Origin of the sequence: Leptolyngbya sp. NIES-2104 (genome assembly GCF_001485215.1) — a bacterium.
Lineage (GTDB): Bacteria > Cyanobacteriota > Cyanobacteriia > Leptolyngbyales > Leptolyngbyaceae > Leptolyngbya.
Genome location: NZ_BBWW01000001.1, coordinates 3,955,075 through 3,970,142, shown reverse-complemented (window position 1 = coordinate 3,970,142; position 15,068 = coordinate 3,955,075). Strand labels below are relative to the sequence as shown.

Here is a 15,068-nt window from a genome sequence, read left to right as displayed (position 1 = left end):
CTACGATTTTCCAGGGTTCTCGCGGCACCCTTGCGATCGAGCGTTAGGACACTGTGATATTTGCTTTGTCAAACGCAATAGTCATTTAAGAACAGAAGTTCGCTGGGATTAAGTTTTTTGTCCGGTTTCTCGCTGCTCTACCGCGTAATCAGAAGTATGCAGGTTTTAGTTGATACTTTCTTTTCTAACATCGCAAGCGGTCATGGCGGCAACCGTCGAACCGCACAAATTGCCGAACTAATTGCGCGGGCAAATCTCGAAATCGTTCAGTTTGAACGACAGATTTTAGATACGCCGAGCAAGCGGTATCTTGCGGGACTAAGTGCGATCGCGAATCCGAAAACGTTCTTTTTCATTGCAAATCATCAAATCCGAACTCATCGATCGCTAAACAATCTGGCATTCTGTGGCTTCCAGCGTCAGCTTTATCACCAAGTATTAGCGCAACATGCTGAACATTCATTGCTAATTTGGGAAGCCACTAAGAACTATGTCGCTCCGTATGTTGCGAAAGATCAGGGATTCAACGTGATTGCAATGCCGCACAACCTAGAATCACTGGTTCCAGATCAGCGGGCGTTTCATGAGAGTTTATCGACTGAGGTTGCAGCTTTAGCAAAGGCGGATACCGTTTTTTGCATTGCCTATGAAGAGATGTGGTTTTTGCGGCTAAAAGGCGTGAATGCGTTTTATTTGCCGTATTATCCACCGAGCGCGATCGTCGAACAGCTTGCAAGGATTCGACAGCAGCGAGAAACAATGACAAAAGATCGTTACCTCATTCTTGGCAGTGCTGGAAATCCACCCACCCGTGAAGGCATGATCGAGCAAATTACCTGGTTAAAAACACTGCGTCAACAGAGCGAATTTCAAGTTGATATTGTGGGATATGCAACGGAAACTTTAATGGAGTACAGCGACGCAGATTTTACAGTTCACGGAGCCGTTTCAGACGCAGCCTTGACGAAATTTCTAACGCATACCAAAGCGGCTCTCGTTCACCAAACGGCAAGCTCTGGCGCACTGACGCGAATTCCAGAAATGCTGATCGCTGGAATCCCAGTGGTAGCAAATCTCAATGCTGGTCGAAGTGCGTTTGGATATAGCGGTGTGTATTGCTATGAAGACGCGATCGAACTCCGGGACTTGATCACGCGATCGCTTCCCCCTCCCCCCGAATTAAAACGCCCTCTAGCTGAAGAAAACCGCTTCATTCAATCTGTCCAGCAACTCTCAAAATTGTCATAATCTGCCTGAATCACCGAATGCTGACTCACCCGCTAAAAAGCTCCCTCAATCCTGAAAACTCAATTCGTCGGCTGATGGTGTTCAGCAATGGTGTCGGCGGACATCATCCCGTTTATTTGCGTCATCTGATCGACTACTGGTGCAAAGAGAAGCTAGTTGGAGAATTAAATTTTGTCGTTTCGCCTTTGATGTTAGAGCAACATCGAGACATGATTTGCCCGCCAGAAGCAAGCGATCACAATATTCGGTACTATGCGATCGATGCGGGTGAACATACTGCGATCGTTCAACAAAAAAGTCTGTTGCTCAAAGCGTGGATGGAATGGAAAATCATTAATCGATATATCAAACAGCTAAACGCCGATCATTGCTTTTTGACTGCTATTGATCCTTTTCAGGCGCTTTTAGCAATCGGGCTGAATCCAAGCTGTTCGATGTCAGGAATTTATCTCAGACCATCCTTTCACTATCAGAACTTTGAGGGTTACGTTTCATCCTGGAAAGAGCGAATCAAAAGCATCCGTCAGAAGCAAATTCTCTCACGGGTTCTTCAACATTCAAAAGTTAGTCATATTTTTTGTCTCGATCCTTATGCAGTAGAGGCTTCTCAGTCGAATGCGAACAGCTCGAAGATGCAGGTCTTGCCTGATCCAATCCCAAAGTTCGTGCAAGATCACTCTGAGCAAATCGATGATCTGCGAAGAGAAACACTCAAGATTGAGCAAGAAAGGTGTGTATTTCTTCTGTTTGGAGCGATCGATCGACGAAAAGGAATCCATCAAATTCTAGAAGCAATTCAACAACTTCCGCCAGAGGCAGCAAGAAAGCTCTGTCTTTTAGTTGTTGGAAAAGTTGCTCCCGCAGAACGAACCTTCGTAGAAACAGAGATTTGCAAAATTCAAGCTCAGCAGGTTCAGGTTGTTATTGATGATCAGTATGTTTCTGAACTGAAAGTTAGACAATATTTTGAGCTTTCTGATGTGGTGCTTGCAACTTATCAAAAGCATGTGGGCATGAGTGGCATTTTGCTGATTGCAGCAGCACTAAAAAAGCCTGCGCTGTGCACAAATTATGGACTAATGGGCGAATTGACGCGACAGTATGAGCTTGGAATTACCGTAGACGCTTCTTGCTCGAACGCGATTGCTCAATCAATGATGCGCTTCTTATCCTCGTATCCGGCTCCAGTCATTCACCTCACCAAATCACAAGCGCTCGTCCAGCAGCATCAGACTGAGAAGTTTGCAGCAAAAATTTTTAGCGAAATAGGAGTCAGAGAACCTACCCGATAGATTTCATTCTGTTTGCTTGATCCGATTTTAAAGATTGATTCTGACTCCCGCTTGTATTTCATTCAGGACTTTCACGATGAACAAATCTTTTCTCGTCAGACTTTTTGGCTTTTCAGCAACGTTAACGCACGGAGATACTTTAGTCCTCGATCGCTGGAACTGGTTAAAGAAACGACTGCCCAAAACGCTCAACGGCGAAAAGCTGATTGATATTGGTTGTGGAACGGGTGCTTTCACGATCGGAGCGGCAAAATTGGGCTATGACGCACTTGGATTAAGTTGGGATCAGCGAAATCAGAGTGTTGCTCAGGAACGTGCTCAGTTATGCAATGCAGAATCTGCTGAGTTTGACGTGTTGGATGTGCGTGAGCTTCATACCAGAGAAGATTTAGCCGATCAGTTTGATGTAGTAGTGTGCTGCGAGAATGTTGAACACATTTTAAACGATCGCAAGCTATTTATTGATATGGCAGCCTGCCTCAAGCCTGGAGGGCGCTTGCTGTTGACCACTCCTTATTATCACTACGAAGCAATTACGGCACGAGATAACGGTCCATTTGCAACCGTAGAAAATGGCTGCCACGTTCGACGTGGATACACCAAAACGATGCTGATCGAACTGTGTGAACAGGCAGGATTGATGCTAGAAGAACAAACATTTTGTAGTGGCTTCTTGAGTCAGAAAATGACTTACTTGCATCGTTTATTCTCCCAACTTCACCCGATCCTCGCTTGGCTGATGCTGTTTCCGTTTCGCTGGTTTATTCCATTGTTCGACCAGAGTTTAACGAATTGGATGAGCTATCCTTATTTCTCGATCGCGATCGAGGCGTACAAGCCGAGATATGCAGAGATGTCCGGAAACCGATCCACTTCGGTCGAGAAAGTAATGAGCTACTCGTGAGCGTTTTATCACATGACTGCTAAAGTTGCGATCGCACATCTCGGTGCCCGAAAACACTATCAAGAACCGATTCTGTTTCATGAGTGGGGAGTCCTAGAGCGGTTTTATACCGATTTTTATGCAGGTCACGGTCGCATGACAAAACTTCTGCGATCGTCTACTGTTTTCCCCAAGCTTCCCGGTGCGCTCAAAAAAGGACTCGATCGATATGATCCGATTCTGGAAAAAGCCCCAGTGACGCACTTTCCCGCGTTTGGCTATCAATATATTCAGAAGCTCAAAAATAGCTCACCGCAGCAAGCCTGTTCGATTTACAACTGGGCAGGCAAAGAATTTTGTCGCCGGATTATTCGACATGGCTTGGGAGATGCAAACACACTCTATGGGTTCCCAGTGTCCTCACTAGAGCTATTTGAATACGCCAAGTCAGAAGGATTGCACTGTATCTTAGATCAGATCATTGCAGAACGGGCGTTTACCTACGATCTACTCGAACAAGAAGAAACTTTATGGTCAAATTGGTCGATCACACCGTTTCAGATTCAAGCGGCTGAACGAGAACTAATCGCCAGAGAGCAACAAGAGCAAAAACTGGCTGATCATATCGTTTGCGGTTCTGAATTCGTGAAAGAATCGCTGATTGCGAAGGGAATGAATCACGATCGCATTTCAGTTGTTCCGCTCGGTCGCCTCAAAGGTGAGATTGTGCCCGCTCAGCGTCGTGAAAGGCTTGCTCCAAAAGCACGAGGCGACGAACTCCGAATCTTATTCGCGGGAGCCGTCAATCTACGAAAAGGTATTCCGTATCTGTTAACGGCACTACGATCGCTGAAAATTCCCTTTACCTGTAGAGCAGCAGGAGGAATTGAGATCAAGCCAGAGCGAGTGGCAGAGTACAGCGATGTTTGTGAGTTTCTCGGACGAGTTCCCCGCTCTCAGATGAGTGAACTGTATGACTGGGCAGACGTGTTTGTGCTGCCCTCGATCGTGGAAGGATCAGCCATGGTGACGTATGAAGCCTTGATGTGTGGTCTGCCGATTATTACGACCTACAATGCAGGCTCACTCGTTCGGCACGAACTCGATGGATATATCGTCAAAGTTCGGAATGCTGAAGCGATCGCAGAACGCCTGACTCAACTGTATGAAACGGGCATCGCTTCTCAACAATCACAAGCACGACAACAGTACTTTCTCGATGTCTTTACCGAGGCTCAAGAAACGCTGCGTTCTGTGGTGTGTCAATCTCTCAATTAGGGGTGAAGCGATCATGACCTGGTTCTCGATTCTGATTACATTACTGACCGTTCCATTGGCATGGTGGCGACCGGGAGTCGGACTTGCACTGGCTGCCAATGCTTACTTGATTACAGGCGCACTATTCACTCAAACCGCAGGCATCGAGAACAATAATCTGTTAAATGTGCTTTTACCGATCGCGGTTTTTGCCTTGATTATCATTCGGGCTTTTCCACGATTAAGGTATTATCAGTTTCATCCGCTTGATGCAATTGTTCTTGTCTTGGGGATTTGGATGTTTTTCAGCAGTCTGAACACTCCAGCAATGGCACAGGGAATCGATATCACCATTCGGTATTTTGTGTTAGGCAGTAGCTTTTATTTTGTAGCTCGATTAATTCCGCTTGTTGATCCGAAGCGGATTAAAGAAAATGTTACAGCAACCGTCGCGACTTACTGGATCATGGCGATCGTGCTTGGAGCGATCGCGCTGATTAATTTACTCGCATATGGCTATACCTTTACACGGTTAAGCGTTGGAACGATTAACCCGATTCCATTTTCGCTGATTATTGCCAGCGGCATTATTATTAATGCGTATTGGTTGCTGGGTAGCCGAAAAATTCCACCGATGCTAAAAGTGGTGCTTTATGGGTCATTGGGTTTGCTCATGGTTGTCCTAATGGCAAGCAACACTCGAAGTATGGTGATTGCTCTAATTGTTGCTCTGCCTGTGATGGTGTTTCAAATTGTCCGGCAGCAAACTCTGGTTAAATCGATCTCAACCGTCCTCGTTGCTGTCATCGGCATCAGCATTCTTTTATTTGGCATTGCTCAGTGGCAACCAGAACTCTTTGGTGATTGGTCAGAACGGCTCTCTCTCATCGGGCAGGACAACAAGGGAGCATCTGTAAACGATCGATTTAATGCTTATGATGCTGCGTTGCTCCTGTTTCAAAAGTCTCCAGTTTTCGGTGTCGGAACTGGAAACTTTAGTACTGCCAGCGGTGGTTTTATCGGATATGCTCACAACCTCACTTTAGAACTGCTTTCAGAACAGGGAATGATAGGCTTGCTGATTTTTCTAGCTTTAGTGGGTCTTGCCTTTCATTTGATGGTCAAAGCTAATCCACTTGCACGCACCTATCCAGTAATTTATCTATTTTCATCCTGGAACATTCTTTGTTTGGTAGTGTCGCAATTTAGCTTTACGCTCTGGCAACACAAGAATTTGTTTCTATCACTCGCGATGCTTGTCACTGTTTACCAGTATCAAAAGCAAGCCTCTACTACTTCTAGGGTACCGTTCCGAGTTAGTCAATCATCGATTCATTAATTTACTTCAGGAGAACCATCGCATGAGCAAAGATGTGCTTGCAGTCGCTTACGATCGCGTATACGCTGACGACACGATCCAGTTTGCAGACTTTCCCGATCGATTTCCCCAGCACCGAAATGAAGCGCTGGTGAGATTAGCAGGAACCGGACAGCGTTTGCTAGAAATTGGATGTGGAGATGGGAATGTACTCTACAACTTACGCGATCGCTTTTCTGAACTTCATGGAGTCGAGATTTCTCCGATTCGTGCGAACAAGCTTTCCGAAGTGGCGCGATCGCAGAACTTAAACCTACAAGCGATTACCGGAAATATCGAGGCGGGCTTAGAGTTTCCAGATGGCTACTTTGATGTGATTCTTTGGGCAGACGTGATTGAACATGTCGTTGATGTGTGGGCAGCGATGGCGGAAATTGAACGTTTACTCGCTCCTCAAGGTCGGTTAGTAACCGTCACTCCGAATATCGCAGCTTGGCGACATCGATTAACACTGCTAAGCGGGCAGTTTCCTTCGACCTCCGGAACGAACGAAGGCTTACAAGTTAGACCTGGTGAACTGTTCGATGGCGGTCATTTGCACTATTTCACCTTTTCATCGCTGAAAAAGATCTATCGAAAATACAACATCAATCCGATTCAAACGTTTGGATTTGGCAAGCTCGGTGTGATGCATCAATTCTATCCGCCTTTGCTGTCCGGAGCGGTCTGTGTGGTCGGCGTAAAACAAAGCTAACGTTTGATGTTTGTCATGCTAAAAGTAGCTGTTTTATTTGTGAATTTTGGACCGTATCACTTGGCACGTCTTGCCGCATTCCAGGAAGAGTGCGATCGTCAAAACTGGCACTTTGTTGGAATTGAACTTACACGGACTGATCATGTTTATGCTTGGAGAACTGAGCTAGATGCTTTTCCTGGTGAATTACACACGGTATTTAGCGATCGTACCTTAGCAGAAATTCCTGCTTGGACAGCAAGCCAGAGATTGATTGCACTGCTCAATCAACTCCAACCTGATGTTATCGCGATCATGGGATATGCTGAACCGACGATGTTAGCTGCTTTAGCTTGGAGCCGATGGCATCGAAAAGCTACGATCTTAATGTCTGCTACAAAAGAAGATGATGCACCTCGATCGCGCTTTGGTGAAGGAATCAAACGTCAAATTATTCGGCAGTATCAATCTGCTTTAGTCGGAGGTAAACCTCAACAACGCTATCTAGAAAAGCTTGGTTTAGCATCCGAGCAGATTTTTACCGGATACAATACTGTCGGGAACGCTGATTTTCATCCCGATCGTATCCGTCAACTGCCCCGTCCAAACGAAAAACCCTACTTTCTCGCGATTAATCGCTTTGTTAGCAAAAAGAATCTTCCTGTTTTGATTGATGCTTATGCTGCCTATCGTAATCAAGTTGGAGAAGCTGCTTGGGAGTTAGTTCTGTGTGGAGATGGCGAACTCCGCAGCGAATTAGAACAGCAGATAGCAACCTTGAATTTGACCGAATCGATTCGACTTCCTGGTTTTTTGCAGCAAGCAGAACTCTTACCTTATCTCGCATATGCGGAATGCTTTGTGCATACCAGCTTACAGGAACAGTGGGGCTTAGTTGTGAATGAAGCGATGGCGGCAGGACTTCCAGTGATTGTGTCAAATCGTTGTGGTTGCTTTGAAGATCTTGTGATTGAAGGAGTGAATGGATTTGGATTTGATCCGAACAATACAGGTGAACTTGCAGCGTTGATGGTCACAGTCAGCGATCGAGCCATTGATTTAGACAAAATGGGGCAAGCTGCGATCGCACAGATTCAACAATTCGCACCCGATCGCTTTGCTCAAGGACTCAGCAATGCCGTGAATCGAGCACTACAACTAGTTTAGAAGATGAAAAAGATGCGTGTTCTTGTGGTTGCTCCTTATGTTGCTACAACTTACGGCGGACCGGGTAAAGTAGTGGTCGAACTGACTCAGGCACTCGCTCAATTCGACATCGAAGTCGATCTGGTGACGACCAATGCTAACGTTGACACGCCACTAGATGTGCCGCTTCAAGTTTGGCACGATCGCGAAGGGTATCGAGTTCAGTACTTTCCAAGCTGGAATCAACAGGATTTAATCTGGAGTACTTCGCTGTTAACGTGGTTGTTTCAGCATGTACGTGAGTATGATATCGTGCATACCCATTGTTTGTTTATGCCGATCGCGTCTGCTACGAATTGGATCTGTCGCTGGCATCGTGTTCCATTCGTCATGACTCCACACGGCATGTTAGAGCCTTGGGCGCTCTCGCAGAAAGCTTGGAAAAAAAGACTCTACTACACTGCGATCGAGCAACCGACTTTGAAGCAAGCAAAAGCGATTCATGTTCTAACTCCGATCGAAGCAGGACAGGTTAAATCTTTGGGACTAAATCAAACCGTCGTTGTGCCTAATGGGATTCATCGACGAGAATTTGAATCTCTGCCGGACGTGGAGTTGTTTTATCAGCAGTTTCCACAAACCCGCGACAAAGTGCTAATTCTGTTTCTCGGACGCTTAGATCCGAAAAAAGGTCTCGATCTGCTTGCGCCTGCATTTGCAGCAATTCATCAGCAGTTTCCACAAACCCATTTAGTGGTTGCAGGTCCTGACCTGATCGGCTATCTACCAACGGCTCAAACATTTTTTGCGGATTTGAATCTTACTGAGCAAGTCACCTTTACAGGAATGCTGTCTGGCAAACTGAAGCTATCAGCGCTTGCTGCTGCGAGTGTTTATGTCTGTCCTTCCTACTCAGAAGGCTTTAGTATGTCGGTGCTCGAAGGGATGGCTGCGGGGCTTCCTTGCGTCGTCACCGAAGCCTGCAATTTTGCCGAAGCCGCTCAAGTTGCTTATATTGTTCAGGCGACCAGTTCCGCGATCGCAGATGCCTTGAGTCAAGCGATCGTGGTTCATTCCGACGCTCGACACACGGGATATCAGGCACAACAGTTTGTGTTTCAGAACTATACCTGGGAACGCTCCGCCGCCAAATTACTTAAAGCGTATCGCACGACTGCTTTATGAAAGTTGCTTATTTAATTTTGGCTCATACCGACCCGCTCCAGTTACAACGATTAGCTAGAGCGATCGATTATCAGGCGGATATCTTCATTCACATTGATGCTAAGTCAGCGATTGAACCGTTTCGCGCATTAGATTTGCCGGAATCAGCAACTTTAATTTCAGAGCGGGTTGCAATTAGCTGGGCGGGTTTTTCAATGATTTCGGCAACGCTGAATTTGATGCAGGCGGCACTTGATCGCAACAGCGATTACAGCCACTTTGTTTTGCTGTCAGGAGTAGATTATCCGATTCGTTCTGCTAAAGTGATCTATCAATTTTTGGTTGCGAATCGCGATCGCGAATTGATTCAGTTTTTTGATATGCGGCAATCACCAGATTGTTATCTGCACCATATTCGCTATTACTGGTTTCGCGATGCTTTATTTTCTTACTCGAAGCTAGATAAGGCGATACGATACGGTTTAGAAATGCTGCTCAAGCCATTGACACGGCGGAAGATCGAGCAATCTTTTCTGCCGTGCTTTGGAAGTCAATGGTGGGCACTCACGCCAAACTGTGCCACATTCATTCTCGATTTTCTTCAGCAGCATCCAGAAGTGCAGCAGGCTTACAAATACACGTTTGCACCCGATGAACATTTCTTTCACACGATCGTGGCAAACTCTCCGTTTTTGCATCGCAGCAATGGATTACAGCCCTTTTTGGGACGTGGATCTGCAAAAATGGCGAATCTACATTTGATTCATCCAACGTTGAGTAAGATTTACGACGATCGCGATTTTGATGAAATTGCTGGTTCAGATAAACTCTTTGTCAGAAAAGTGACAACAGAAAAATCGAGTCGTCTGCTCGATCTCATTGATCGAGAATTACGTTCAGCGTCTTGTGTGGATTCGGTTTAGCAGGATTGTCTGCTTTTGTGTTTTCCCAGACCACTTCAGGGCAGAGTAAATTGGTAGAGATCATCTTGCAATCTACCCATTTACGTGATGAAACGGTCAGGAATACGCTGGGCTTGCCTCAGTTTGCTGTGCGCGATCGGACTAATTTACGGTACGGGTTGGACGAGTTCCGCCCGCCAAGAAGCTTCTCCTTCAGAGATTATTCTGGTCTTGGGGGGCGGTGTTGAGCGAGAACAGTTTGCGGCTCAATTCGCTCAACAGTATCCCAATCTGAAGATTTGGGTTTCGACGGGAACGAATCAAGCAGCGGATATTTTTCGATCGGCTGGAATTGATTCATCGCGTGTGTACTTAGATTGTCGGGCGACCGATACTGTGACAAATTTTACAACTGTTGCAACCGATTTTAAGCACAAAGGAATCGAGCATGTTTATGTGCTTACTTCAGCGGGTCATATGACACGAGCAACCGCGATCGCGAATGTTGTTTTTGGCTCTCAAAACATCGCTTACACTCCGGTGAATGTGCCCTCGACGTATCCGGAGGAATCGCCGCTCCGAATTGCGCGGGATGTGGGGCGTTCCGTGGTCTGGACGCTGACTGGACGAACGGGCGCGAGCTTTAATCGGAGAACGGCTTGCTAGGCAGCTAAGCGAATCAATCTTGAAAATCCGTGTTGTTCGATCGATTTTGATCAGAATGACACGGATTTTTTGCTGAGTGATTTGCCATCTACATAGAGAACAACGATTCAATCTGATGTTTCACTGCTGTTTCTTTAAGAAGCCTATGAATACTCGATACTCACGTCGCTTTTTACTGCGACTCCTGACTTCTGCTTCAGTGGTTAGTGCGCTTTCTTGTTCATCCGAAGGGACATCGCTACCCAAACTGCAAGGATCATCGCTGGCGAAGCCAGAGAATGCGTCAGATCCGAAACGGCGGGTTACTCGATCGTCAAAATTCGCGGTCTACGATTCACTCATGTACGGCGAGAAGCCCAAGATCGGTCTTACACCCATCTTGGTTACGGGTAGAGGCTACTGGAAAGGACAAGACTACTCGAAACCCGATGAAGCAGCTTGTCGGCAGCTCGCTCGTGAAGCGGCTGAAAAGTACTCAAAAGTTGTGGTCAATATCGAACATTGGCAGCTTGATGTTCGACGCGCTTCAACGGAAAAAGTGCAAGAAAGCATGAATAAAATTCTGCAAGTGATTCGCTGGATGAGAAGTGAACGCCCCCAATTACAGCTTGGGTTTTATGGATCGCCGCCGCATCGGGACTACTGGGGACCGATTCGGGGAAATGCAGGAGTGCTTCGGGATTGGCAACGGGCAAATGATGCCTTGAAGCCGATCGCGGATGCGATCGATTTTCTTTGTCCATCGCTCTACGCCTTTTATGATGATGTTCCCGGATGGGTGAAGTATGCCAGTGCAAACATAGAGGAAGCACAACGCTTCGGAAAGCCTGTATACCCGTTTCTCTGGACTCGATATCACGTCAGCAATCGCTTACGGAAACTTCAATACATCGAAGGAGACTATTGGAAAACACAGCTAGAAACCGTTCGGGATAGCGGTGCTGAGGGCGTTGTGCTGTGGGATTGGTTTGGCTTCGATCGCTCTAAACCTAACGCGATCGATCCGCGATCGGACTGGTGGCAAGCTACTGTCAAATTCAAACAATCACTCTGAGAAAGAACTGTGACCTTCATTCACCTGAATCAATACACCATCAAAGACTATTCTCCTGGTGCACCGATTTGGAAACAATTGCTCTGGTTTTTCATCGGTGATGCGATCGTCAAAAGTCGTCTACTTCCCCTGTCCAGTCTCAAAGTTTGGATCTTGAGAGTGTTTGGGGCATCGATCGGGCAAGGGGTCAACATCAAACCGGGTCTAAAGGTAAAGTTTCCCTGGCGATTAACGATCGGGGATCATTGCTGGATTGGTGAAGATGTTTGGATTGATAACCTCGCCCCGATCGTGCTTGAAGACCAGATTTGTGTGTCTCAATCGGTCTATTTTTGCACTGGAAATCATGACTGGACTGCGCCCACATTCGATTTGCGAGTGGCTCCGATTACGGTGCGATCGCAGAGTTGGTTAGCGGCAAGATCCACGATCGCGCCTGGTGTCGAAATCGGAGAAGGAGCCGTTTTGAGCTTAGGCAGTGTCGCCGTTCGGAATCTTGATTCCTGGACGATTTATGCTGGCAATCCTGCTATTGCGATTAAACCTCGCGTAATCAAAGACGAAAGCTTTTCTACAGTTCTAAACGCATGAAAGTTTCTATTATTACTGTCGCCTACAATGCAGGCGCAACGATTCGAGACACGATCGAGTCAGTGCTATCACAAGACTATCCAGACATTGAACATATCATCATCGATGGTGCCTCGAAGGATAATACGGCGGAAATTGTGCGATCGTATGGTGAGCGAATTGCTCAATATGTCTCAGAACCCGATCGCGGTATGTATGACGGCATGAATAAAGGCATTAAACTCGCTACAGGAGATGTGGTTGCGATTCTGAATGCTGATGATATCTACATTGATTCGACTGTAATTTCAACGATCGTTCAACACTTTGAACAGCATCAGGTCGATTCGGTGTTTGGAGACTTGGTTTATGTGAAAAATGACAATCCAGATAAGATTGTGCGCTATTACAGTTCAGCCAGCTTTCATCCAGGAAAGTTCGCTTATGGCTGGATGCCTGCTCATCCCACGTTTGTTGTAAGACGGTGGGCGTTCGATCGCTATGGCGATTTCAAAACCGATTACAAAATTGCAGCAGATTACGAACTATTGATTCGCTTTCTAGCTATTCACAAATTGAGCTATCACTACATTCCCCAAGTGCTTGTAAAGATGCGAACTGGAGGAGCAAGTACCGCGAATCTATCCAGTAATTGGATCTTGAATCGTGAAATTGTTCGAGGATGTCTTGAAAATGGCATTCAAACGAACATGACAAAGGTGCTCTCTAAGTATTTTGTCAAAGTCTTTCAACTCGTCGCACGTCCCGCATGAACTATCTCATTACTGGTGCAACTGGCTTTGTCGGATTGGCACTCTGTCAGCTTTTAGAACAATCAGAACACACGGTTTATGGTGTCGTTCGTCGGTCTAATGCTGTGTTACCTGCTTCGGTGAAACCGATTTTCGTTTCATCAATTGCAGCTCTCTCCACTCATCCGATCCTATCCGAAATCGATGTAGTGATTCACTTAGCTGCACGAGTCCATCAAATGAAAGATACAAGTGCTGATCCTTTGAGTGAATTTCGCGCCATCAACACCGAAGCGACTAAGCAGATCGCGATCGCAGCACAAGCCGCAGGAGTAAAGCGCTTTGTCTATCTCAGTTCGATTAAAGTGAACGGCGATGGACAATCCGAACCGTACACAGAACTAAGCGAACCCCAGCCGAATGACCCCTATGGAATCAGCAAATGGGAAGCGGAACGTGCACTAAAAGACATTGCGGCTGAAACAGGCTTAGAAGTTGTGATTTTACGTCCGCCATTAGTGTATGGGGCTGGAGTCCGAGCGAACTTTCTTAGCTTAATGAAACTCGTTCAGAAAGGTGTTCCGCTGCCGCTGGGATCAGTGAACAATCAGCGTAGTCTCGTTTACGTCGGAAATCTCGTCGATGCGATCGCACAATGCGCCACTCATCCAAATGCCGCTGGTCAGACGTTTCTCATCAGTGACAGCACGGATCTTTCGACTGCCGAACTCGTGAAGAATTTAGCAAATTCTCTGAATAAACCTATCCGGTTAGTTAAGATTTCGCCCGTATTACTAACTATACTCGCCCGGATCTTTGGTAAAACGGCAACGCTCGATCGACTATTTGGTTCATTGACGATTGAGAGTTCTAAGATTCGCCAAACACTCGATTGGCAACCTCCGTTTACCCTCGCTCAAGGTCTGGATCAGACTGCGAGATGGTTCCAAGACACTCAATGACTTGTTGAAGTAACGGTCGCTCTAGAGGTTCTGCCTTGAACGGCTTCTGAGAATCGATTTCGGTTCCTTTCACCTATGAATATCTCTCTCAGTTTTTTACTGGCGAGTGGGTTTCTGAGTTTTCTGCTGGTTGCCTCGATCAGACAGTACCTTAGCCGCTTTCTGTTGGATATTCCCAACGATCGCAGTTCTCATACTCAACCTACTCCCCGTGGCGGCGGTCTCGGTTTTGTGATTGCGTTTGCACTGACCAGTATCACTGTTGCGGTGCTTGATTGGCAATCTGTCGGCTCTCGTGATGTTCTCTCGATTTGGGCTGCGTTGATTCCGCTGGTGATTGTGGGTATCTTCGACGATCGCGGTGATGTTCCCGCTCGGATTCGCTATTTGGTTCAACTTGGAGCCGCTGGAATTGCGATCGTGCTCTACGGCGCGTTTCCTCAACCTTGGCTGACTCAGTTTGGCACTGTTGGAATTGCGATCGCGATCGGGCTAACGATGATCGGGATGACCGCGCTGATCAATTTCTATAATTTCATGGACGGGCTAGATGGCTTAGTTGCTGGTGTTTCAGCAGTACAACTCACTTATTTAGCAATTGAGATCAATCAGCCGATTCTTTTATTGTTAGTCGTTGCCTTGCTCGGATTTTTGTGGTGGAACTGGTCGCCTGCAAAAATTTTTATGGGCGATGTTGGAAGTACAGTGTTGGGAGCAGTGATTGCGATCGCACTGTTGCATCAAGCTAACAACACTGTGCAAGCTTGGTCATCGTTAGCGATTACACTCCCGCTGATTGCAGATGCAATCTACACTCTGATCCGTCGCTTACTTCGCAAAGAGAACATCTTTAAGCCGCATCGGACGCACCTTTATCAGCGACTTCAACAATCGGGCTGGAGTCATGCCCAGGTTGCAACCGCTTACATTCTGGTTACAGTTGGAATTGCTTTGAATCTGCACTTTTTCGAGGCAACGGGAGCGATTTTGAGCGTGATTGAAGTGATGTGCGCGATCGCGCTTGGAGAACGCTATCTGAGCCATCAGCAAGGCGTGAAAATGCGGACTAAAATCTATTCCTCAGTGCGGAATTTAATCACCGGACTTCGAGCAGGATGAAT

The 15,068-nt window shown here is 46.5% G+C and carries 15 protein-coding genes; all 15 read left to right on the top strand.

Annotated features, from left to right (window positions below):
• Nucleotides 1-156: 156 nt before the first annotated feature.
• The 15 genes from NIES2104_RS18840 (at nucleotide 157) to NIES2104_RS18770 (ending at nucleotide 15,066) form a co-directional block, all read left to right on the top strand.
• A complete protein-coding gene (locus NIES2104_RS18840; RefSeq protein WP_058999808.1) occupies nucleotides 157-1,248 on the top strand; it encodes a hypothetical protein in 1,092 nt (363 codons plus the stop codon).
• Nucleotides 1,249-1,265: 17 nt separating this feature from the next.
• Complete coding sequence (locus NIES2104_RS18835) at nucleotides 1,266-2,540, top strand: glycosyltransferase (RefSeq protein WP_058999807.1); 1,275 nt, start codon at nucleotides 1,266-1,268, stop codon at nucleotides 2,538-2,540.
• Between the two features lie 76 nt (nucleotides 2,541-2,616).
• On the top strand, nucleotides 2,617-3,444 hold the full coding sequence (locus NIES2104_RS18830; RefSeq protein WP_058999806.1) for a bifunctional 2-polyprenyl-6-hydroxyphenol methylase/3-demethylubiquinol 3-O-methyltransferase UbiG: 828 nt from the start codon (nucleotides 2,617-2,619) through the stop codon (nucleotides 3,442-3,444).
• A 12-nt stretch (nucleotides 3,445-3,456) separates the two neighbouring features.
• Nucleotides 3,457-4,701, top strand: coding sequence for a glycosyltransferase family 4 protein (locus NIES2104_RS18825; protein ID WP_058999805.1), 1,245 nt, complete (start codon nucleotides 3,457-3,459; stop codon nucleotides 4,699-4,701).
• Nucleotides 4,702-4,714: 13 nt separating this feature from the next.
• Nucleotides 4,715-6,019, top strand: a complete 1,305-nt coding sequence (locus NIES2104_RS18820) for an O-antigen ligase (protein ID WP_058999804.1) — start codon at nucleotides 4,715-4,717, stop codon at nucleotides 6,017-6,019.
• 22 nt (nucleotides 6,020-6,041) lie between these two features.
• Nucleotides 6,042-6,752: a class I SAM-dependent methyltransferase gene (locus tag NIES2104_RS18815; protein WP_058999803.1), complete on the top strand. Its 711-nt coding sequence runs from the start codon at nucleotides 6,042-6,044 to the stop codon at nucleotides 6,750-6,752.
• Nucleotides 6,753-6,767: 15 nt separating this feature from the next.
• Nucleotides 6,768-7,898, top strand: a complete 1,131-nt coding sequence (locus tag NIES2104_RS18810; protein ID WP_059001889.1) for a glycosyltransferase family 4 protein — start codon at nucleotides 6,768-6,770, stop codon at nucleotides 7,896-7,898.
• A gap of 12 nt (nucleotides 7,899-7,910) precedes the next feature.
• The gene (locus NIES2104_RS18805) at nucleotides 7,911-9,062 is read left to right on the top strand and encodes a glycosyltransferase (protein ID WP_059001887.1); all 1,152 of its coding nucleotides are present in this window, start codon (nucleotides 7,911-7,913) and stop codon (nucleotides 9,060-9,062) included.
• On the top strand, nucleotides 9,059-9,964 hold the full coding sequence (locus NIES2104_RS18800) for a beta-1,6-N-acetylglucosaminyltransferase (RefSeq protein WP_058999802.1): 906 nt from the start codon (nucleotides 9,059-9,061) through the stop codon (nucleotides 9,962-9,964). The genes NIES2104_RS18805 and NIES2104_RS18800 overlap by 4 nt, the downstream gene beginning before the upstream one ends.
• Before the next feature lie 87 nt (nucleotides 9,965-10,051).
• On the top strand, nucleotides 10,052-10,609 hold the full coding sequence (locus NIES2104_RS18795; protein WP_058999801.1) for a YdcF family protein: 558 nt from the start codon (nucleotides 10,052-10,054) through the stop codon (nucleotides 10,607-10,609).
• A gap of 145 nt (nucleotides 10,610-10,754) precedes the next feature.
• Nucleotides 10,755-11,663: a hypothetical protein gene (locus NIES2104_RS18790; RefSeq protein WP_058999800.1), complete on the top strand. Its 909-nt coding sequence runs from the start codon at nucleotides 10,755-10,757 to the stop codon at nucleotides 11,661-11,663.
• A 9-nt stretch (nucleotides 11,664-11,672) separates the two neighbouring features.
• Nucleotides 11,673-12,254: a WcaF family extracellular polysaccharide biosynthesis acetyltransferase gene (locus tag NIES2104_RS18785; RefSeq protein WP_263970989.1), complete on the top strand. Its 582-nt coding sequence runs from the start codon at nucleotides 11,673-11,675 to the stop codon at nucleotides 12,252-12,254.
• On the top strand, nucleotides 12,251-13,006 hold the full coding sequence (locus tag NIES2104_RS18780; RefSeq protein WP_058999799.1) for a glycosyltransferase family 2 protein: 756 nt from the start codon (nucleotides 12,251-12,253) through the stop codon (nucleotides 13,004-13,006). Before NIES2104_RS18785 ends, NIES2104_RS18780 begins: the two co-directional genes overlap by 4 nt.
• Entirely contained in the window at nucleotides 13,003-13,947 is a 945-nt protein-coding gene (locus NIES2104_RS18775; protein WP_058999798.1) for an SDR family oxidoreductase, read from the top strand. The genes NIES2104_RS18780 and NIES2104_RS18775 overlap by 4 nt, the downstream gene beginning before the upstream one ends.
• 75 nt (nucleotides 13,948-14,022) lie before the next feature.
• Nucleotides 14,023-15,066: a glycosyltransferase family 4 protein gene (locus NIES2104_RS18770; RefSeq protein ID WP_058999797.1), complete on the top strand. Its 1,044-nt coding sequence runs from the start codon at nucleotides 14,023-14,025 to the stop codon at nucleotides 15,064-15,066.
• The last annotated feature ends 2 nt before the right edge of the window (nucleotides 15,067-15,068 follow it).

Coding starts and splice junctions, on each gene's coding strand:
- NIES2104_RS18775 (WP_058999798.1), top strand. CDS start 13,003: ATGAACTATCTCATTACTGGTGCAACTGGCTTTGTCGGATTGGCACTC.
- NIES2104_RS18825 (WP_058999805.1), top strand. CDS start 3,457: ATGACTGCTAAAGTTGCGATCGCACATCTCGGTGCCCGAAAACACTAT.
- NIES2104_RS18815 (WP_058999803.1), top strand. CDS start 6,042: ATGAGCAAAGATGTGCTTGCAGTCGCTTACGATCGCGTATACGCTGAC.
- NIES2104_RS18795 (WP_058999801.1), top strand. CDS start 10,052: ATGAAACGGTCAGGAATACGCTGGGCTTGCCTCAGTTTGCTGTGCGCG.
- NIES2104_RS18810 (WP_059001889.1), top strand. CDS start 6,768: ATGCTAAAAGTAGCTGTTTTATTTGTGAATTTTGGACCGTATCACTTG.
- NIES2104_RS18770 (WP_058999797.1), top strand. CDS start 14,023: ATGAATATCTCTCTCAGTTTTTTACTGGCGAGTGGGTTTCTGAGTTTT.
- NIES2104_RS18840 (WP_058999808.1), top strand. CDS start 157: ATGCAGGTTTTAGTTGATACTTTCTTTTCTAACATCGCAAGCGGTCAT.
- NIES2104_RS18805 (WP_059001887.1), top strand. CDS start 7,911: ATGCGTGTTCTTGTGGTTGCTCCTTATGTTGCTACAACTTACGGCGGA.
- NIES2104_RS18780 (WP_058999799.1), top strand. CDS start 12,251: ATGAAAGTTTCTATTATTACTGTCGCCTACAATGCAGGCGCAACGATT.
- NIES2104_RS18820 (WP_058999804.1), top strand. CDS start 4,715: ATGACCTGGTTCTCGATTCTGATTACATTACTGACCGTTCCATTGGCA.
- NIES2104_RS18790 (WP_058999800.1), top strand. CDS start 10,755: ATGAATACTCGATACTCACGTCGCTTTTTACTGCGACTCCTGACTTCT.
- NIES2104_RS18830 (WP_058999806.1), top strand. CDS start 2,617: ATGAACAAATCTTTTCTCGTCAGACTTTTTGGCTTTTCAGCAACGTTA.
- NIES2104_RS18835 (WP_058999807.1), top strand. CDS start 1,266: ATGCTGACTCACCCGCTAAAAAGCTCCCTCAATCCTGAAAACTCAATT.
- NIES2104_RS18800 (WP_058999802.1), top strand. CDS start 9,059: ATGAAAGTTGCTTATTTAATTTTGGCTCATACCGACCCGCTCCAGTTA.